Source organism: Candidatus Solirubrobacter pratensis (genome assembly GCF_000425945.1).
In the GTDB taxonomy this organism is placed as follows: Bacteria; Actinomycetota; Thermoleophilia; order Solirubrobacterales; family Solirubrobacteraceae; genus Solirubrobacter; species Solirubrobacter pratensis.
On sequence record NZ_AUEK01000026.1, the window covers coordinates 1 to 19,577 of the forward strand.

Genomic DNA, 19,577 nt, shown 5'->3' on the forward strand with positions numbered 1-19,577 from the left:
CGCGGGCCAGATGGCGAGCTGGCGTCGTCGTCCGTCGCGGCCCATCGTGTCGATGAGGACGAGCCCCGCCGTCTCCGTTGGATAGAGGTGCGCGAACACGCGCGCCAGGACCCCGCCGTAGGAGTGGCCCACCAGCACGTACGGCGGTTCGACGCGGGCGCGGCCGAGCAGCCGCCGAAGGTCGGCGATCTCGTCGCGTGCGTCACGCACGCCCGGCGGCGCGACGCTGTTGCCCGTGCCCGCGCGGTCGTAGGCACAGGCCCGAGTGCTGCGGCCGACCTCGGGCTGCACGTCTCGCCAGGAAAACGTGTCCGCGCCGAAGCCGGCCTCCAGCACGACGGTTGGGCTGCCCGAACCCACGCACTCCAGGTAGAGGCTGCGCCTGCCCCCGATCGCGACGAGCCTGCCCGGACCCTCCGCCACGCGGGCAACGCGCCGAGTCTCGGCGGCCCGGCCGCGCCGCGCCTTCGGCTCCTGCCCGCCGCAGCCCACCGCGAGCGCGGAAGCCAGCAAGACCAGGACAGCGAGCATCCGACGCGCCACCGCCCGACTCTGACGTGCGAGCCGTGACCGCGCAAGGCAGCTCCAGAACGCAACTTCGGTTGGGCGATCCCTGGCGGCCCGGCGAGCGAGCTGACCATGCGCGGCCCTCGCTCCTACTTGGAGGCAGGAGCGGCAGTGCCCCCTGGCGGGTGATCGCGGAAGCCTCACGCTCGGGCGGTCCGGACGACCTAGGCGATGCCAGACCTAAATGCCGGGCACCAGCGTAAGTTAGAGGCGATGGTGCGGCGATGGTCCATCAGCGCCCTGGGGGCGGCCGTACTTGTGGGATGCGGCGGTCATGGTCATGGCACCGCGACGACGACCGCGCGCACGGGAGCGCTTACAGCACCTCCGGCGGGTGACGCTGTGCTGGTCCGTACGCCGTCGCCGGTGCTGCGTGCGTGCGTCGCTCGGTCACGGCGCGCCACGATGCCGGTCCTGTGTCCGCCCCGGCTGCCGTCCGCGCGTTGGTCGGTTCGCTACGCCGACCTGGCTCCAGGTCCCTCCGCGTACCTGATGGACCTGCGAGCACTCGAGCGCGACGAACATACCCACGTCCTTGTTGGCGGTCGCCTTGCCCGTTTCTCGTTGGAGACGACGCAAGAGGCCATGTGGCCGGTTCACGTGCCGGCGCCATCTGAGACGTGCTGCGCCACCCCAGGTGACCTCGGGCTCGTCGGTGCCCAGCCGGGGCAGCGGCCGGGAACGTTCACGCCGGTGCGGCTCAAGCTCGTCCGCCGTGCAACGGTGGCCACCCATCCGGCGCTGGTGTTGAAGGCCCAGGGCTTCCCGACCGGAGGTATCCACGGCGGGCACGTCATCGTGGTATGGAACCAGCACGGCCACGGCTATGTGCTCTCGATGCACGCACATGATGCCGACCAGACTCAGCAGGCGGTCGCCCTATGGATGGCCGATGGCATGAGCCGCCACGGTCCGTTCCAGTAGGCGTCAGGCAGCCGGGCGCTCTGAGTGCGGACCCTCGGCTCGGTCCGAAGTCAACGCCAGGCTCCCGCGCGCTACCGCTTCGAGGCATCGGCGCGCGGCGCGCCGTTGAGGCGCAGGCAGCAGTCATCTGGAGTCGAGCAACTCGTCCGCGCGAACGCGGATGGTCTCCCATCCCCACACTTCGTGACTTGCTCCCACCGAGAGATCGTTCGCGTCGAGGGGAACCACCGGCTCCGCACTACGCCGACGCCAAGCGTTGATGGTGCCGACCTCGGTGCCCGAGCGCGTGCGGGGGGCGAACTGCGCGCGCACGGGCCTCCTCCAAGCATGACCTGCTTGCGCACCGTGCTTCTCACCGCACTGGCCGGCGACGGCAGCTCTGCCACGTCGCTGGACGGGCCGCTTGCGTCAACGATGATGGTCGTGCTCGGCGTCGCGCTCGTGCTGGGCCGCCATGAGATCGCCGACCTGATGACCTCGTGGCGCAACCGGGCCCGGCATCGTCGGGCAGATCGACGCGCTGCTCGACCTCGATGACGAGGCGTCGCCGGGATCGCAGCGCTGACGGCGTCCGGAGTGGTCCGCCGCAGGCCCAGCAACGGCGTCCTCGGGCAACCTCCTACATGCCTTCGGTCAGCGCATCGCGCCTCGGGCGTTCCGACCCGGGCGAGCGGGGCATTCGCTATCACTTGGCGGCGTGACGGCGGCGACGGTGGCGCTCGAGGGGTCGCGGCGCCAGCGGCGCGGGCAGATCTATGTGGCGCTCGCGGCCGTTGCGTGGTCGACGGCCGGTGTCCTCCAGCGTCAGCTCACGCTCGACACGTCGACGCAGGTCTTCGGCCGAGCGGCGTTCGCGGGGGCCGCGCTGCTGGTCTATGTCGCGGTCGTCGAGCGCGGTCGGACGCTGCAGGCGTTCAGGTCCGTCGGGATTGCGGGCGTCGCCGTGGCGCTGTGCGTCGCAACCGCGTCGGGCAGCTTCATCGCCGCGCTCAACCACGCGAGCGTGGCACGCGTCCTGTTCATCTTGGCCGTATCTCCCGTGCTCGCCGCCCTGCTCGCCCGGGTGACGCTCGGCGAACCGATCACGCGGCGCGCCGTTCTCGCGATGGCGCTGGCGCTGGCGGGCGTCACGGTGATGCTCGGGGCCCCGAGCGAAGGCAGCCTCGCGGGCGACGGCCTCTCGTTCGTGGCGGCGCTCGCGTTCGCGGTGATGATCGTGATCACCCGCTGGCGCCACGACGTCTCGATGGCCCCGGCCACCTGCCTCTCGCAGGCGATCCTCGTCGTGGCGTTCCTTCCCTTCTCCAGTCCTGGAGAGATCCGCGGCGATGACGTCGTCTGGCTGGCGGCGCTCGGCATCGGTCAGATCGGGCTCGGCTTCGCGCTGCTCACCGTCGGCGCGCGGCTGATACCGGCCGCGCAGGTGGGCGTGATCACCCTGCTCGAGGTGGTGCTCGGCCCCCTCTGGGTGTGGCTCGCGCTGGACGAGCGCCCGAGCACCCTCACGCTCGTCGGCGGCGCGATCGTGATCGTCGCGATCGTGTTCCAGGCGCGCGCGGCGCCACCCGAACCCGACGACGAGCGGGCGCTCCCGGCACCGCACTAGGAGGGTGCTGGATGGCTACGGACCGGGAGTCGATCACTACGTGCTCTCGTCGCTCTGACGAAGATGCGGATTGCGCCGTTCGCCGCGGAGCGCCCTGCCCGAGCGATCACCACTCCGGCTGGCGGATGAGTTCGGCCTCGGCGGTACGAGCGCGAAGGCGACGACCGTCACTTCGTCCATGACTCGCGGATCACCTCAGCGCAGGCGGGCCGCGAGCCTGGCGAGCATGAGGGCTGGAGGGAGGCAGACGACGAGCACGGCCATCTCCCACGGGGAGACGGCAGCGCCGCTCAGCTTCACGGTCAAGAGCGCCAGGATGGCGACGAGCCAGATCGAGACGGACGCACGGCTTGCGCGCCGGACATCGCCGAGGACGAGCCCCACGACGACCGCGATCGGTAGGAAGATGAGCGCCATGGATTGCCGTCCTTGAGTTCCGTGGGTTGCCGCGACGTCGTAGATGACAGTCGCAGCGTGCGGCACGGGCGAACTGCTCGCGACGGGAGGGACCCCTGGATCGATCCCTACGTTGGCGCCGCTTCCCCCTGGGGCGCCGGTCGGTCACACTCGCGCGATGCGGGTGGTTGCCAGTCTGCTCGAGCGCGAGACCGAGGTCGGTGAGGTTGCGCAGGCCGTGGCGGCGGCGACATCCGGCGCGGGCCGGCTGATGATGATCGAGGGTCCGGCCGGGATCGGCAAGACGCGCCTGCTGGCTGCCACGCGAGAGCTGGCCGTGCAGGCGGGGATGGAGGTGCTGCGGGCGCGAGGCGGCGAACTCGAGCGCGAGTTCTCGTACGGGATGGTGCGCCAGCTGTTCGAGCCGGTCCTCGCCCGCGCCGAGCCGGCGCGGCGCGACGCGTTGCTCGCCGGGTCCGCCGGGACGGCACGGCGGCTGTTCGACGATGGCGCGCTCGACGAGCCGGCCGTCGCGGATTCGAGCTATGCGACGTTGCACGGCCTTTACTGGCTGGTCGCCAACCTCGCGTCAGTGCGCCCGGTACTGCTCGCGCTCGACGACGCGCACTGGGCCGACGCATCGTCGCTGCGCTGGCTTGACTACCTCGTGCGGCGGCTCGACGGGCTCCCTCTGCTGGTGGCGATGGGGCTGCGCCCCGCCGAGCCAGGATCGGTCGCGTGGCTGCTGGGCGGCCTCATGAACGATCCCGACGCCGTCGTCTGCCGTCCCAGGGCGCTGAGCCCGCTTGCGGCCGCGCGGCTCGCGCGGGAGCGGCTAGGGGCGGAGGTCGACGCAGCGTTCTCCGTCGCGTGTCACGAGACGACGGGTGGCAATCCATTGCTACTGGGGGAGCTGCTGAGCGCGCTCGAGAGCGAAGGTATCGCTCCGCGGGCCGATCAGCTCGGTCGCGTTTATGAGATCGGGCCGCAGGCCGTCGCCAGGGCGGTGGAGCTGCGGCTGACGGGCTTGCCGGGCGACGCGAGCGAATTCGCCCGGGCGGTTGCGGTACTTGGAGACCGCGTCGAGCTCCGTCTCGCCGCGACGCTCGCCGGTCTCGACCACGCGCAGGCGGTCCGCGCGGCTCGGATGCTGCGCCGCGTGGACATCCTGACCGCCCGCGGTCCGCTCGGGTTCGCGCACCCGGTGATCGGCGCGGCCGTGTACGCGGGACTGAACAGCGTCACGCGTGAAGCGGCGCATGCGCACGCGGCTGCGCTGCTCGACCGCGACGGCGCGGCGGCGGAGCAGATCGCCTCGCACCTCCTGCTGACGCCGGCGGCCGCTCGCGACGCGACGGTGAGCACGTTGCGTGAGGCGGCCCGGCAGTCGCTGGCGCGTGGCGCACCCGACAGCGCCGTCGCCTACCTCGGCCGCGCGCTGGCCGAGCCGCCGTCGGAGACCCGGCGTGCGCAGGTGGTGCTGGAGCTCGGCCGCGCTGAGGCGCTCGTGGACGGGACCGCGGCGGCGCCCCATCTGGAGGAGGCGACCCGGCTCATCGCCGAGCCGCGGGCTCGCGCCGAGGTGGCCGTGCTGCTCGGGACGACGCTGTTCTTCACCTCACACACCGACGACGCCGTCCGTGTGTTCGACCGTGGCCTCGCGGAGCTCGATGGCGCCGATGCCGACCTCGCACGCCGCCTCGAGGCGGGAATCGTCGCCGCGGGCTCGATGGACCCGCGCCTGCACGCTCTCGGGGCGGAGCGGCTCGAGCGCTTCCGCGGCGACGATGGCGACGGAGTCGGCGGGAAGATGCTGCTCGCGCTGCTCGCGTATGAAGACGCTCGGGCGGGCGCGCCGGCTACGCAGGCGATCGCGCTGGCGCGCCGAGCCCTCGCGGGCGGGGCGCTGCTCGCCGAGCAGAACGGCGGCGCGGCGTACGTGCAGGCCGGCCTGGTGCTCACGCTCGCGGACACCGGCGAGGAGACCGACGTCTGGGACGCCTCGCTGGCCGCCGCGCACCGGTCAGGCTCGGCGTTCGCGCTCTGCGCCGCGAAGACCTTCCGCGCCAAGCTCTCCGTCGTCCAGGGCGCCCTTGCCGAGGCCGAGTCCGATGCACGGGAGGCACTCCACCTGGCCAACCGCTGGGGCGTCGATATGGGCGTCCCGTATCCCGCGGCCTACCTGGTCGACGCGCTGTGCGAGCGGGGACGGCTCGACGACGCGGCGCTGGCGATCACGGATCTCGCGCTCGACGGTGAGCTGCCCGACGACGGCCACCACCACTGGCTCGCCGAGAGCCGCGCTCGCCTTCGCATCCTCGGCGGCGACACCCGCGGCGGCCTTATGGAGATGCTCGACGCGGGCCGCCGCTTCGACGCGCTCGGTGGACGCAATCCGGCCTGGATGGCTTGGCGCTCGAGCGCCGCGCTCGCGCTCGGAACCGGTCCGCGCGCCCGCGAGCTCGCCGAGGAGGAAGTCGCGCTCGCGCGCCGCTGGGGAGCGCCGCGGGCGGTGGGACGGGCGCTCAGGGCGCTCGCTGCCGTGGGTGAGCCGGAGCGCCGTCACGATCGCCTGGAAGAGGCCGTCGACGTGCTGCGCGAGTCCAACGCCCGCCTGGAGTACGCGAAGGCGCTCACCGACCTCGGCGCCGCGCTGCGCCGCGCGAACCGTCGCGCCGACGCCCGCGATCCGCTCCGGCGCGGGCTCGAGGTCGCGTTCATCTGCGGCGCGGCTCCGCTCGTCGAGCGCGCCAAGATCGAGCTCGCCGCGACCGGCGCTCGCCCTCGCCGCCTCGTCCTCTCCGGCCCCGAGTCGCTCACCCCGAGCGAGCGGCGAGTCGCGGCGATGGCCGCCGAGAACCTGACCAACCGGGACATCGCCCAGGCCCTGTTCGTCACTCCGAAGACCGTCGAGATGCATCTGTCGAGCAGCTATCTCAAGCTCGGCATCAAGTCACGCTCGCAGCTCGCGGCCGCGTTGGCCTGACTCGCAAACCCTGGGGGGCCGGTGTAGGGACGGCCCCGTGGCGAGCGCCGCCGCGCCGGCCCCAGAGTGCGGGCATCGCCGTCACCCTCCCCCAGGAGCCCTCAATGATGCTCAACCTCCGCCGCGCGCTCGCGCCGGCGCTCGGAGCCCTGGCGCTCGCCCCGGCCGCGGCCGGCGCCGACAGCGTCGCCTACGTCAAGGACAACGACATCTGGGTCAGCAGTCCGGACGGCGCCCGCGCGGCGCAGGTCAGCCACGGGCGCAAGTTCGCCTCCCCTTCCCAATCCGACGACGGCACGATCGTCGCCATCGGCGACGACAATCGGCTGTGGCGCTTCAACCAGGACGGCACGCAGCCGAGCGCGCCGTTCCTGACGTGGCTCGGGCTCGGCGGGGGCAGCGGATTCTCGGGCCCTTACGCGGCGCGCGTGTCGCCCGACGGCACCAAGGTCGCCTTCACCTTCTTCCACACCCAAGGCGTCGATCCCGTGACGGGAACCTCGAGCACCGAAGGCGGCGTCTCCTACACCAGGGCCGACGATGCGACGGGCGAGCGCGAGCTGGGCCTGATCAAGGGCTGGGACAACCCCGCCTGGATCGACAACGGGCACGTGATGGCATTCGACCCCGGCGCCGGCTCGCTCGGTCAGGACGGCATCACCGACGTCATCTTCCACGAGCTCGGCCACGCCGACCCGGCGGCCGCCGACGACCTCGCGCACGCCTACCACTGGTTCAGCGACCCGGCCGCCGCCTATCCCCAATTCGGCGCCATCTCCCGCCGCGGTGACCGCCTCGCCATCGGCGGGGGCGGATTCGTCATCACCGAGTCGCTGCGCCTCTACACCGTCTCCGCCACGCCGCCGGCGCCGGCGTCCCAGTCCGCGGCGCCGCAGCTCGCCTGCCGCCTGGAGAACGACGAACACGGCTACCAGAGCGTCTCCTGGTCACCCGACGGCGCGCACCTCGCCTACGAGTCCGGCGGCAGCATCTACGTCGTCTCCGTCGGTGATCTCAGCGCCGGGTGCTCCGCCGTCGGCGCCCCGCGCCTGCTCGCCGCCGGCGGCACCTCACCCTCGTGGGGACCGGCCGACGTCCGGGCCGCCGCCAAGAACGGGGGCGGCACGCCGCCGCGCGTCGGCACGCGCTGCACGGTCCCGCGCTTGACGGGCAAGTCGCTCGCGCGCGCCCGCGCCGCCGCGGCCCGCGCGCACTGCGCGCTGCGGGCTCCGCGCCACGCACGCTCGAACCGTGTCGTCCGCACCCAGCGCCCACGCGCAGGCGCCGCCCTGCCGGCCGGCGGACGCGTCACCGTCACGCTCCGGCACAGGCGGGCCGGGCGATGATCGCGCGCCGGCTCGCGGTCGCCGCCGCCGCGGCCCTGCTGATCCCCGTCGCGGCCGCCGAGGCCGACGGTGGACCCCTGACGTTCGACGTCGCGGTCGCCGGCTCGCAGACCGTCACCGGAACCTACAGCTACCAGCCGCCGGCGTGCTGGTCGTTTCAGGGCTCCAGCCACCAGACGACCGCGTTCCATACCGACGCCACGAGCCGCCTCGTGCTGCAGCGCGGCCCCGACGGATCGCTCACCGGCACGACCAGGGTGGTCCTGAAGGCGTCGACGGAGCGCCAGGGCGGGCTCGACATCCGCCAGCCTCCCGGCTGCGTCTTCGGGCTCCCGCCCGCACCCCCCGGCGACTGCGGCACCCGAGTCGGCGACTTCGACGCACAGCTCGCCGTGAAGGCCGGCCGGCTACGCCTGCAGGGGGCGCCCGCCGGAACCTTCGAGAGCTGCCCGCTGTGGCAGCCGACGAGCGGCGCGGCGATCCTGCTCGACGCCGACGGCGGCCTGAACGACGCGGCGCTTGACGCCGGCGGCACCGTCACCGCGACCGCCGCGGGCGACCTGCCCCAGCACGCCGTCTCCAGCGTTCAGGGGTCCTCGACCATCGACACGGACACGCGATCCAGCTCGACGGTGACGCTGACGCCCGTCGTGCACCACTACGAGGTGCAGTTGCAGGGCTGGATCGCCCAGCCCCACGTCGTCGACCCGCTCACGCCCGTCCCGCTGCCCTACTTGGCCGTGGCCCTCACCGGCGGATGCATGTACATCACCAACTTCGACAGCTTCGTCGCTTCAACGTTCCACGGCGACGGGCACGCCGGCTATGACGGAACCCACCGCGGGCTCGAGGTCGCACAGTTCGACTGGGACGGCAGCCGCATCACGAACTTCGCCGAACACGGCGACTTCGGCGTCACAAGCCGCGACATGGTCTATCACGGTCCGCTCGGGGAGTCATGGCCGTGCTCGCAGACCGGCCGCGCGACCAAGGCCGCCTCGGCAGCCCCGGTGGGCGACAGCGACTTCCAGCTGAAGCTCTCCGCCGCGAACCCGCTGATCCCCCTGGATCTCGCCCCGACCGCCGACCAGGAGCTCGCCGGGCACATCGATCCCGACGGCACGTTGCGGCTGCACTACGACGCCGACCTGTTCCCCAGCGCCGGCCTGCGCGTGCTGCGCGACGGGCAGGAGCTCGGCACCTACGTCATCAACGACACCTCCTGCGTCCCCGAGCCGGACATGCTCGGACCCCTGGGGCTCGGCCTCCTCACGCGCGGGCTCGTGAGCCATGACGTCCACGGATCGGTGACTGTGGCTCCGGCCGACGCGCACGCCCTGCGAGTCGACCGCAGCCCGCTGTGCGCCACCCCGGCGCCGGTCGCGCTCGACGTGATCTCGAACGGAGGCGCGGGCGCGATCCGGATCGGCACCCCTGCGGCCAACGGCAGTGCCGCCGCGGCCGCTCGCGCACACTCGATGACTCTCGCAGCCGCGCAGCGACAGGGCCTCCTGACGGCAACCGCCAGGGGCGGCCACGTCCTGATCTCGATGCCGGCCGACACGCGGCTGAGCGTGGTCGCCGATCGACGCGGAGCGGTGGCGGCGATCAGCACCACCGCGCGGACGACCGTCTACGGCCCGGCCCACACGAACCTCGTCGTCACCGCCGACCGCACAGGCCCGACCGTGCGGGACGGCTCTCGCCGGCTCGCGCCGCACCCGGCCGACCGCACCCCACCGCGCACCCACGCCCGCGTCACGCGCCACGGACACATCGCGACCATTCACCTCACGGCGACCGATCGGTCCGGCGTCGCGACCACCGTCGCGGCGCTCGGGTCCCACCCCGTGCGCCTGCGCCGCGACAGCTTGCGCATCCCCGCGACCTCGCTTCGCCGCGCGCGCTTCTTCAGCATCGACGTCTTCGGCAACCGCGAGGCGCCGCGGCGCGTCGCCGGGCGCTAGCCGAACTCGCTGCTCTGGGACGAGGACGATCTGCGCACGATCCTTGTGCACGTCGCCGAGCGCGACGGCACACTGCTCGGCTTCTGCGCCGTCAATCCCGCTGCCGCGCCGCCGGAGCTCGACGCGCTGTTCGTCGAGCCGGACGCGATGGGCGCCGGCGTCGGCCGTGCGCTGCTCGCGCAGGCGGAGCCGTTCTACCTGCGCGAGGGCGCGCGCCGTGTCGGCGAGCCAGCGGATCCCTGATCTTTCCCCGAAGGTTTCGTCAGGGAGGGTCGAGCGCCGCTACGTTGCCGCCTTCGAACGGAGGCATGAATGCGACGGATTGCTGTGGTGCTCGCCTGCGCGGCGGCGTTATTGGGTGTGGCCGCGTCACCGGCGGGCGCGGTGACGGTGGTGGTGCACATCTACGGACCGGGGCAGGTGAAAGACATCCACGCCGGCGGGACGTTGAATTGCACGACGCCGGAGAGCCGGCCGGCCTCGGCAGTGATGGACTGCTCCGCCGACTACGGCGCGTTCTCCGGTCCGGAGATCCAGGCCAGCGTGCCCGGCGGCTGGGCCGGCGGACAGCGCTTCGTGGGGTTCGACCAGCCGCACACGGGCGAGATCGACTGCGACGACGCGCCGCTGGCGTCGGCGATCTGCACGTTCGGGACGGGGTTGAACGTCGGCACGATGTATGTGACCGCGCGCTTCACCGACACCACGGCGCCACTGGTGTCGTTCGCCGGCGGCCCTTCGGGGAGGGTCGCGTCGACCGTGGCGATGTTCAGCATGACGAAGAACGATCCGGTGTCGTCCTTCGAGTGCAACCGCGACGGGTTCGGCTGGATCTCGTGCCTGTCCGGCGTGACGTACTCGGGCCTGTCGCAGGGCGCGCACTCGCTGCTGGTGCGGGCGAAGGACCCGTCCGGCAACCTGTCGGCGGCGGTCTCGCGCACGTGGACCGTCGACACCGTGGCGCCGGTCGCGACGATCGACGACGGGCCGCCGGGCGTGGTCGTGTCGTCGTCGGCGACGCTCGACTTCAGCGCTGGGGAGGCGGCCACGTTCTTCTGCTCGCTGGACGGCGCGGCGTTCTCGGCCTGCGCCGGCCCGCGGTCCTACTCCGGCCTCGCCGAGGGGACGCACACGTTCCGCGTGTACGGGAACGACGGGCTCCAGGACGGGCCGATCGCCACGCGCACCTGGACGGTCGACACGACGCCGCCGGGCGTCCGCATCATGGGCGGCCCGCCGTCGGGGCTGCCCGTCGAGGGCAGCTCGGTCACGTTCGCGCTGGTCTCCGACGACGCCTACGCGACGTTCGCCTGCCGCTTCGACGGGGGCGCGTGGGCGCCGTGCACGTCGCCGGTGGTGCTGCCGGGGCTGACCGCCGGCGATCACGAGCTGGACGCCCGCGGAACCGACACGGCAGGCAACACCGACGCGACCCCGGCCGTTCGGCTCTTCCACGTCACGCTCCCGAGCTCGGACCCGGGCTCGGGCTCCGGCTCGGGGTCCGGCTCGGGCGCTTCGCCGGGCGCGGGCGGCCCGAGCCCGTTGCCGGGCGGCGCCCCCGCGGCGCCCAAGCTCACGTTCACGCTCGCGTTCTTCGTCCACGCCACGGCCAGGTCCACCCGCTTCACGCGCCTGGCCGCCACGGGAGTCCCGGCGGGCGCCACCACCACAGCGACCTGCACCGGCCCCGGCTGCCCGCGCAAGAAGACGTTCACGAGCACCAGGTCCGGCAGCGTCCCCCTGACGCCGTTCCGCACCACGCTCCGCCCGGGAGCCAAGCTCACGATCCGCGTCACCAAGCTAGGCGCCACGGGCGCGGTCAAGGTCCTCACCGTCCGCAAGTCCAAGGCCCCGGCCGTCACGACCCGGTGCCTCCCACCGGGCGCGACCCTCCCGACCTCGTGCTGACGACCCACGCTGCGGCGGGAGCCCACGTCCAAGCTCCCGCCCGAGCCCCTGTCCGCGTTCTTCTCGATTCGGCCGGGCGAGCCGCTTCAGACTCGGAGGTACGAGTTTGAGAAGGTGGTTCTGGCGATCATGAACGTGCGCTGCGCGTCGACGGGCCGGGTGCTGCCGCGGCTGCTGGTCGGGACCGCGCCCTGCCAGATCAGCGCGAACTCGCGCGTCGGACTTCCCGTCTGGCCCGACGATATAGCCGTCGGCCGAGACGCCGCCCGTCTCGTAGATCACTTTCGGCATTCGACAAGACTCCTCGCTACATGCCACTCGACGACTTAGAGAGGCCGGCGTGATGCCTCAGACGGTGGGGGGTCGCCATGGCTCGCGCTCGTGCGTGAGCCAGACGAGCTCGGGGTCGAGCGCAAGGACCCGCTGCCGGCCTTCAGTGGGCGGTTCGTCGAACTCGCCGAACCACACCGCCACGTCGCCGCCGACGATGACCGGGCGGCCGCCAGTCTCGACGACGACCATCTGCATGCCGGGTGTGTGGCCCGGCGCCGGGACGAGCCGGAGCCCGGGCAGCAGCTCGTGCTCGCCGTCGACCGGCACGTACTGCACGCCGGGCGCCTCGACCCACTCGCGAATGGTGTAGTCGTCCTCGCTGCGCACGTCGTCGAGCTCCCGACGCTGGACGTAGATCGGCTCGCCGGCGAAGAGGTGGTTGCCGCCGCAGTGGTCGGCGTGCAGGTGTGTGTTGACGACGATGTCGATGCCGGCGAGATCGAAGTCCTGCTCGCTCAGCGGCTTGAGGCGGGGATCCATGTCGGCCATCGCCGGGTGCAGCTCCGTCATGCCGGTGTCGACCAGCACGCGCGCATCGGGATGGTCGATGACGTGCACGTAGACCGGCATCCGCTCGCCCTCGACGGAAAGGTCGGCAACGAAGACTGGCGTGATGGTGATCGAGGTAGGGGCGTTCATCGTGTACCGACCACCGCGCTGGTGGTTGAGCGACGCCGCAGCAGGTGGCCGGCGAGCGCGGGCATCTGCTCGCTATGAAGCCGGTGTAGCTCCGCGTCGGGCATCGACCAGTCGGACTGCCCGTCCGGCCCGACGATGCAGCCGTCGGCCGAGACGCCGCCCATCGCATAGATCACTTTCGACATCCGCATTCCTCCTCGTCTGGGGACAGTCCAACCGGTATGACCCGGCGAACCCCCAAAACTCATCGGAGCAACCGTGCCCAAGTCATCAACGACATCCACGGGCGACACCTCTATCGCATTGAGGCACGAGCAGCGGCGCGGACTAGCCGGTGCCACCGGCCGCTGCCAGGCGAGAGCAGCAGCCCGATGTGGGAGCCCGTCGCTCGCTTCCCGGCGCGGCCGCCTGGTCGAGTCGCGGCGGGTAAGACGATCGGGGAGTGGGCGGCTGCGAGCTCAGGGGGAATAGGAGTGCGCGAGCTCTCGTAGGCGCTCGCACTCGCGGTGAATCTCGGACGAGCGGTCGCCCGGGTCCGCGTTGAGCGCCTCGATGCGGTCCGCCACTCCGAGCACCGCCACCGCCAGCGGCAGAGGCGCCGAACGGCCGCCTGAAGAATGCGCCGCCGGCGGGCCCGTCGACGCCGCGCCGGCCCGCGCAGGCGCGCCCACGCGGCCGCCGAGCTCCAGCGCTGGGGTCTCGGCGGGTCGTTGGACGCGGCGCAGGATCGGCGGCAGCGCGGTGGTCAGCAGCAGCAAGACCACGAGTGCCGCCATCACTTGCCCGAAGCTCTCGTCGACCTCCTCGACGGCTCCGCTGACAGCCAGGACGCCGACCAAGCTGTCCACTCCCGCCAACACCATGGAGACCGTGCCGACGGCTCGCACGGTGAGGCTGTCGGTCCCGCGCTTCGCTCGCACTACGAGCGACATATGCGAGCAGGCGAGCGCCGCGAGCGCGGCGGATCCAAACCACCGCCACACGCCGTCGTCGCCGTCGCTCCAGAGCCCGATGACCAGGAGCAGGAAACTGAAGGCGGAGAGGCCGATGGTGGCCGACCCGAGCGTGCGCAGTCTCGTCGATTCCCTGAAGCGAAGTGAGGCGCCCGCGGCCGCCGTCGCGCTGAAGACGGCGAACCCCAGGCTGGCGGCGATCACGCGGCCGTCGGTCTCGTCGAAGTCACCGCGGGCGATCGCGGCGATCGCCGTGAGCGCAGCGACGCACAGCGCCACGATCAGCACCCAGGACAGCACGCGCCGGACCGTCATGCGCGGATCGAGGCTCATCGCCGAGCTATTCGGCGCAACAACCACTCTCCTTGACCGAGCGCGTCAGCCCGTCCCACCCTGCCGTGGCTGCATCAACGGCATGAGGAGCGGTGTGTAGACGGCATCGCGTGGCATGTGCCGGCAGGCGGGTGCAAGCGGGGCGAGCTATGGGCGGGCGTGACGCGGGCGATCTGAACGCAACGATTCAGCGCACGCCATGGGCGTCCCGCTCCACACGATGTAAACGCAGTCAACCGCGGCGAAACCACTCTCTCCGACTTCACCAAATCCTGTAGCGTTGCCGCGCAGGCTGGAGCCGCCCGGTCACGCTGGACATGACGTGGGAGGCACCGTCTTGCCTAGCCGTGTCACCAGATCGGAGAGGTCTCGCGCCCATGAAGCTCGCATCCGACCCCTGCACCAGACGACCCGTGGTTGACAGGATCCGACGACACCTCGGCGCGATGCTTCTCGGTGCGGCCGTGGCGCTGGCGCCGGCCGCCGCCGCCTCTGCGGCGGAGCCGCCGGCGACGAGCGCGAACGCGCCCAGCCTCGGGGCGACGACCGTGGTCTTCGATCCGAGCATGCCCGTCAGCGAGATCCAAGCGACCGCCGACGGGATCTATGCGCGACAGGTGGACAACGAGATGGGCGCCGATCGCTACGCGCTGCTGTTCAAGCCGGGCGTGTACGGCACGAATGACCATCCGCTGCAGATCAAGGTCGGCTACTACACGGACGTCGCAGGGCTCGGAGCGGCGCCGTCCGACGTGGTCATCAACGGCAAGGTCGAGGTCTACAACCGCTGCCTGGGCCCCAACGGGTCCAACTGCCTCGCGCTCGACAACTTCTGGCGCACGCTGTCGAACCTCACGATCCACGTCAACGCGCGCGGACAGGACGGCTGTCGCGCCTCGGCCAACTTCTGGGCGGTGTCGCAGGCCGCGTCGCTGCGCAGGGTCGACGTCACCGGCGGCACCCTGTCGCTGATGGACTACTGCACCGCCGGTCCGCAGTACGCAAGCGGCGGGTACATGGGCGACAGCCGCGCCGGTACCGTCATCAACGGCTCGCAGCAGCAGTGGCTGGCCCGCAACAGCAAGATAGGCAGCTGGTCCAACGGCGTGTGGAACCAGGTCTTCGCCGGAACCGAGGGCGCGCCGTCGGACGCAGGGTTCCCCAATCCGCCGTACACCACGCTCGACACGACCCCCGTGAGCCGCGAGAAGCCGTTCCTGTTGGTCGACGACGGCGGCAGCTATCAGGTGCGGGTCCCGGCGGCGCAGCAGAGCTCCCGCGGCCTCACGTGGGAGCACGGCGTGACGCCGGGCAGCACGATACCCCTCACGGACTTCTTCGTCGCGAAGCCGAGCGACTCCGTCCAGGTGATCAACGAGCAGCTCTCACGCGGCCGAAACCTGCTGCTCACGCCCGGGGTCTACGGCATCGGGCAGACCATCAAGGTCAAGCACGCGGACACGGTCGTCCTCGGCATCGGCCACCCGACGCTCACCGCCGTCGGCGGCGCCGTGCCGCTGACCGTGGCCGACGTTCCCGGCGTCGTCGTCGCGGGCGTGACCATTGACGGCGGCGCGGTGGAATCGCCCGTCCTGCTGCGCGTGGGAACGAAGAACGGCAACGAGGGGGCGGTCAAGGATCGACCGGACGACCCGACGACGCTCAACGACGTCTATTTCCGCGTCGGCGGGCCGCACGCCGGCAGGGCCGACGTCACGCTCGAGGTCAACAGCGACAACGTGCTGCTCGACCACATCTGGGCATGGCGGGCCGACCACGGCGTCCCCGGCTCGGTCGGCTGGAACGTCAACACCGGCCGCAACGGCGTCGTCGTCAACGGTGACGACGTCGTCGCGACCGGCCTGTTCGTCGAGCACTACCAGGAGTACAACGTCATCTGGAACGGCGAGCGCGGCCGGACGGTGTTCTTCCAGAACGAGCTGCCGTACGACGCCCCGAACCAGGCCGCCTGGCAGCACGACGGAATCCTCGGCTGGGCCGCCTACAAGGTCGCCGACAACGTCACGACGCACGAGCTCTGGGGCGGCGGGTCGTACATCTTCACCAACATCGACCCGACGATCCACGCGTCCCACGGCTTCGAGGTGCCCGTCACGCCGGGGGTGCGCCTGACCCACGTGCTGACCGTCAACCTCGGAGCCGGGACGATCGACCACGTCGTCAACGACACGGGCGCGCCGGTCAGCAACGCGAACACGGGCTCGCCGAGCTTCGTCACTCTGTTCCCCTGACAGACGAGACGGGGTCCACGCCACACCCGCCCGGGCCCGACGGACTCGCCGGCGCGACCGAGCGCCTTCCACATCCGCCGCGATCCATAGGCGTAGTAGTTGACCGCGTGCAGCTCTCAGATGCGAGCGAGCAGCCGCTGGTCCTCGACCGCGCGGCGCGACCGCTGCCCGGTCTTGCGCTGGAAATAGGCGGACACCGACACGCCCAGGGTCCGCCAGATCAGCTCGACGCCGAAGCGGCCGCGATGCTCCTCGATAAAGCAGCTCACCTCGGTCGGTCTGCATCGAGCTCGATCGCGAAAAACACGCTCGCCGCCTTCAAGATCTCGTTCGCGCGGCGCAGCTCGTAGTCCTCGCGCCGCAGCTTGCGGATCTCCTCGCGCTCGCCCGCCGTCGGCAGATCCGGCCGCGAACCGCTCTCCGCCTCGGCCCGGCGCACGCGCTTGCGCAGCACCTCCGAGCTGATCCCCCAGATCCCCGGCCACGTGCGCGATCGGCCGCCCAGACTCAAACACGAGCCCGACGCCTCGATCCAGCAGCTCCTCCGGGTACTTACGTGCTCTGGCCATCGTCGCGGAGCATCCCTTCCGACCACGACATCATCCCGGCCCTCGAGGTCTCCGCGAAAGTCGGGATGTGTTGACGCCGCTCAGCGGTTGGCGCCAGTTTCGAGCTTCGGCGGCGTTTCCGGCCTGCAACACCACTTGTCCAAGGAGGACGCCGATGCGCACTCGTCTCGGTCGCCTCGCCGCCGGAGCCGCGTTGTCCGCCTGCGCGCTCGCTCCCGCGGCGCTCGCGGCACCCGCGGCCTACGCCGCGAGCTTCTCGTTCGGTCAGCTGCAGGCCTCCACGGTCGGCGCGAGCGGATGCGGCACCAATACCGACGGCGAGCCTTCCATCCACGTCTCGCGCGCCAACGACGTCTTCCTCGGCTCCGAGCGCGGCGTGGGCAGCGGCAGCGACGTGTGGCGCGGGCTCTCGTCGCCCGGCGGCAGCGGCGCGTCGGGCTGCGCGCTCGAGTACCGCGGCCAGCCCAACGGCACCGGCGGTGTCGGCGCGTCCGGCGGCGACATCGACATCGCGATCGCGCCCGAGCGCAACGCGGCCGGCAACTACAACGTCTACGTCGCCAGCCTCAACCTCGGCTCGATCAACGTCGCCACCTCTCAGGATCGCGGCACGACGTTCTCCCAGACGCCCGTGCAGGGCGGGATCCCGGTCGACGACCGCGAGTGGATCGCCGCCTTCGGCGCCTTCACCTCGCTGCTGACCTACCACGACATCGTCACCGACAACATCGACGTGCTGCGCTCCGACAACGGCGGTGCGCTCTACACGCAGCTCTCGCGGGCGATCCCCGACACCGACTACAAGGCAATGAACAACGAGCTCGGCAACATCGTCATTGACCACCGCAACACCGCGGCCGCGGTGGCCGGGCAGTTCTGGGCCTACCAGTCGTTCGCGGCGCCGCACGACTCGTCGGACTCCGACCTCGACGAGGCCTTCCTCGCCGTCTCCAACGACGGCGGGAACAGCTGGACCGACCGCGCGATCCCCTGCTCGTACGAGGCGGGCGTGAGCGTCGCGCAGAACTTCCCGAACGTCTCCGTCGCCCCCGACGGCACGCTCTGGTACGCGTGGTCGGACGGCGCGAAGATCCGCACCGCCACGTCCGCCGACCACGGCCGCACGTGGACGTGCTCGGGCAAGGTCTCAAGCGGCAGCCCGCAGGCCATCTTCCCCTGGATCGTCGCGACTTCCAAGGGCGTCGACCTCGTCTACTACGGCGCCGATAAGACCGGCGCCAGCCAGACCTGGTACGCCGAATTCGTCCAGAACCTCTCCAGCACCGCGCGCGGCTGGGGCGCGCCGACACGGGTGACCTCCGTGCACAAGGGAGAGGTGTGCGAGGGCGGCATCTCCTGCACCGGCGGCCGCCAGCTGTTCGACGACTTCGGTGTCGACACCGACCAGTCAGGCTGGGCGCACATCGCCTACTCGCACGACTCGCCCGACCTCGGCGGCAGCGGCACCTACACCGGCTCCGCGGTCCAGACCGGCGGCACACCCCTCGGCTACCCCAACTGACCGGCATGCGGCAGGCCGGCGCTTGAGGCCTACGGGCTCGCGCTGTCCCTGCTCCACTTAGCGATCGAGGCGCTCGACGGCCTCCCCGACGACGAAGCGAAGGCGACCTTGATCGCCTTCGCCAGGCGCGCGCGGCCGCGTCCCTCAGAAGTCACGCGGCCGCCTCGGGCGAAGCGGCGGGAGCGATACTCGTAGCCATCGGCCGGCACGATCATGCGACCGCCTACGAGAGCCGCAGCAGAGGTATGAGCTCGGCGCACAACACGTCGCTGACTCCGAGACCTCGCACGGTCCCCGACAAAACCGCCGTCTCGGCGGTACGGTCCCACTGCATAGGAGTTGCACCTCCTGTGCCGGCCCCGGGGCGTTGCTGCGCCGCCGGGGCACTTTTTGCTTAGCGCCCGACGCTAGCGCGAACGACCCGAGAAGTGGCTGGAATTCGCAAAGTTGTTACAGAGTCCCTGGGAGTCCTTGGGCACATACGCACGCGTCGAGCGCGGGGTCGCTGATCCCAGATGGAGCACCGTACGACGGCATCGTCGGCGTGCTGGGCGGCTCGCCCTCCGAGCTCGGGCATGCAGTCGAGACGGAGGGCGGCGGCGGCTCCTCAGCGGCCATTGACGTCATGATCGAAGCGACCCGCGCTCCCGTGGCGCTCGGAGTACGAGCTGCCGAGCGGCCCCGAGATCACCCGCGGCGGGCGACGTCCGCTCACTCGTCCCGCGGCGAGAGTGGCGTCGATCGGACCGGCAGGCGACCACGATGTGCGACGCACTGGATCTGCTGCGCGGGATCGAGGTATTCCTCAACGCCGTTCCGGGCGCCGCGTCGGCGTCGCGCCTCAGCAGCTGTGCAGGCGTTCGGGGAGCTCGTGCGCGTCCCCCGAGGGCGGGGCTGACATAGCCGCCGCGCGTCGTGAGCCCCCATCGGGCGCTGAGGTTGTTCCTCGAGGGTGCGACGCCCATCACCGCGATGCTCACGCGCGAGCATGATCACGTCCAGCCGGATTCGATACCGCGTCGCGAGAATCGAGGTTGACATCTTCCCGTCGAAGATCAGCCGGACGCACACGCAAACGCAGTCTCACGTCAGCCGTCGGAGCGGGCGGCGCGTCTGCCGCTTCGCGAGGCCGCGTCGGTGTCACATCCCGCGCTCTTGTCCAACTGGGAATCGATGTGCGCGGTCGGTAGGCGGCGGCGCGTGTGCGCCGCCGCCTACGTGTGCACGCTCCTACGGTGTCGTGGTGGACAGCGTGAACGTCAGCGTCTTGCTGTAG

Annotated in this window: 17 protein-coding genes; 10 read left to right on the forward strand and 7 right to left on the reverse strand. The window is 71.5% G+C overall.

The annotated features are described in order from the left end of the window. Nucleotides 1–531: alpha/beta fold hydrolase (locus tag H958_RS0124000; RefSeq protein WP_156028233.1), on the reverse strand; the 531-nt coding region annotated here is incomplete at its 3' end. A gap of 528 nt (nt 532–1,059) precedes the next feature. Between H958_RS0124000 and H958_RS0124005 the strand changes: the two genes are divergently transcribed. From H958_RS0124005 to H958_RS39960, 3 genes are all read left to right on the forward strand, one after another. Then, on the forward strand, nt 1,060–1,491 hold the full coding sequence (locus H958_RS0124005) for a hypothetical protein (RefSeq protein ID WP_028060509.1): 432 nt from the start codon (nt 1,060–1,062) through the stop codon (nt 1,489–1,491). 336 nt (nt 1,492–1,827) lie between these two features. Next, nucleotides 1,828–2,028, forward strand: coding sequence for a hypothetical protein (locus H958_RS46715; RefSeq protein WP_156028234.1), 201 nt, complete (start codon nt 1,828–1,830; stop codon nt 2,026–2,028). 160 nt (nt 2,029–2,188) lie between these two features. Further along, nucleotides 2,189–3,097, forward strand: a complete 909-nt coding sequence (locus H958_RS39960; protein WP_051324752.1) for a DMT family transporter — start codon at nt 2,189–2,191, stop codon at nt 3,095–3,097. Between the two features lie 195 nt (nt 3,098–3,292). Here H958_RS39960 and H958_RS0124015 read toward each other — a convergent pair whose 3' ends face one another. Next, complete coding sequence (locus H958_RS0124015; RefSeq protein WP_028060510.1) at nt 3,293–3,514, reverse strand: hypothetical protein; 222 nt, start codon at nt 3,512–3,514, stop codon at nt 3,293–3,295. Nucleotides 3,515–3,671: 157 nt separating this feature from the next. Between H958_RS0124015 and H958_RS0124020 the strand changes: the two genes are divergently transcribed. From H958_RS0124020 to H958_RS0124040, 5 genes are all read left to right on the forward strand, one after another. Further along, nucleotides 3,672–6,479: a helix-turn-helix transcriptional regulator gene (locus H958_RS0124020; RefSeq protein ID WP_028060511.1), complete on the forward strand. Its 2,808-nt coding sequence runs from the start codon at nt 3,672–3,674 to the stop codon at nt 6,477–6,479. Between the two features lie 107 nt (nt 6,480–6,586). After that, nucleotides 6,587–7,825: a TolB-like translocation protein gene (locus H958_RS0124025; protein WP_231379358.1), complete on the forward strand. Its 1,239-nt coding sequence runs from the start codon at nt 6,587–6,589 to the stop codon at nt 7,823–7,825. Further along, a complete protein-coding gene (locus H958_RS0124030) occupies nt 7,822–9,792 on the forward strand; it encodes a hypothetical protein (protein ID WP_028060513.1) in 1,971 nt (656 codons plus the stop codon). The genes H958_RS0124025 and H958_RS0124030 overlap by 4 nt, the downstream gene beginning before the upstream one ends. Nucleotides 9,793–9,822: 30 nt before the next feature. Further along, nucleotides 9,823–10,035 carry a GNAT family N-acetyltransferase gene (locus tag H958_RS0124035; RefSeq protein ID WP_407641165.1) on the forward strand — a complete coding sequence of 71 codons (213 nt, stop codon included), beginning with the start codon at nt 9,823–9,825 and terminating at the stop codon, nt 10,033–10,035. Between the two features lie 117 nt (nt 10,036–10,152). Next, the gene (locus tag H958_RS0124040; RefSeq protein WP_028060515.1) at nt 10,153–11,700 is read left to right on the forward strand and encodes a hypothetical protein; all 1,548 of its coding nucleotides are present in this window, start codon (nt 10,153–10,155) and stop codon (nt 11,698–11,700) included. A 348-nt stretch (nt 11,701–12,048) separates the two neighbouring features. Here H958_RS0124040 and H958_RS0124045 read toward each other — a convergent pair whose 3' ends face one another. From H958_RS0124045 to H958_RS0124055, 3 genes are all read right to left on the reverse strand, one after another. Then, nucleotides 12,049–12,672: an MBL fold metallo-hydrolase gene (locus H958_RS0124045; protein ID WP_028060516.1), complete on the reverse strand. Its 624-nt coding sequence runs from the start codon at nt 12,670–12,672 to the stop codon at nt 12,049–12,051. Beyond that, nucleotides 12,669–12,857 carry a hypothetical protein gene (locus tag H958_RS0124050; protein WP_156028235.1) on the reverse strand — a complete coding sequence of 63 codons (189 nt, stop codon included), beginning with the start codon at nt 12,855–12,857 and terminating at the stop codon, nt 12,669–12,671. Before H958_RS0124050 ends, H958_RS0124045 begins: the two co-directional genes overlap by 4 nt. 273 nt (nt 12,858–13,130) lie before the next feature. Next, on the reverse strand, nt 13,131–13,958 hold the full coding sequence (locus H958_RS0124055) for a hypothetical protein (RefSeq protein WP_028060518.1): 828 nt from the start codon (nt 13,956–13,958) through the stop codon (nt 13,131–13,133). 446 nt (nt 13,959–14,404) lie between these two features. Between H958_RS0124055 and H958_RS0124060 the strand changes: the two genes are divergently transcribed. Further along, complete coding sequence (locus tag H958_RS0124060; RefSeq protein ID WP_196807530.1) at nt 14,405–16,210, forward strand: coagulation factor 5/8 type domain-containing protein; 1,806 nt, start codon at nt 14,405–14,407, stop codon at nt 16,208–16,210. Between the two features lie 116 nt (nt 16,211–16,326). On the opposite strand, the gene H958_RS46720 is transcribed toward H958_RS0124060, so the two are convergent. Beyond that, complete coding sequence (locus H958_RS46720; protein WP_156028236.1) at nt 16,327–16,479, reverse strand: hypothetical protein; 153 nt, start codon at nt 16,477–16,479, stop codon at nt 16,327–16,329. Further along, complete coding sequence (locus tag H958_RS39965; protein ID WP_156028237.1) at nt 16,476–16,664, reverse strand: hypothetical protein; 189 nt, start codon at nt 16,662–16,664, stop codon at nt 16,476–16,478. The genes H958_RS46720 and H958_RS39965 overlap by 4 nt, the downstream gene beginning before the upstream one ends. 269 nt (nt 16,665–16,933) lie before the next feature. Here H958_RS39965 and H958_RS0124075 point away from each other — a divergent pair, with 269 nt between their 5' ends. Further along, a complete protein-coding gene (locus H958_RS0124075) occupies nt 16,934–18,301 on the forward strand; it encodes a sialidase family protein (RefSeq protein WP_156028238.1) in 1,368 nt (455 codons plus the stop codon). Nucleotides 18,302–19,577 lie beyond the last annotated feature (1,276 nt).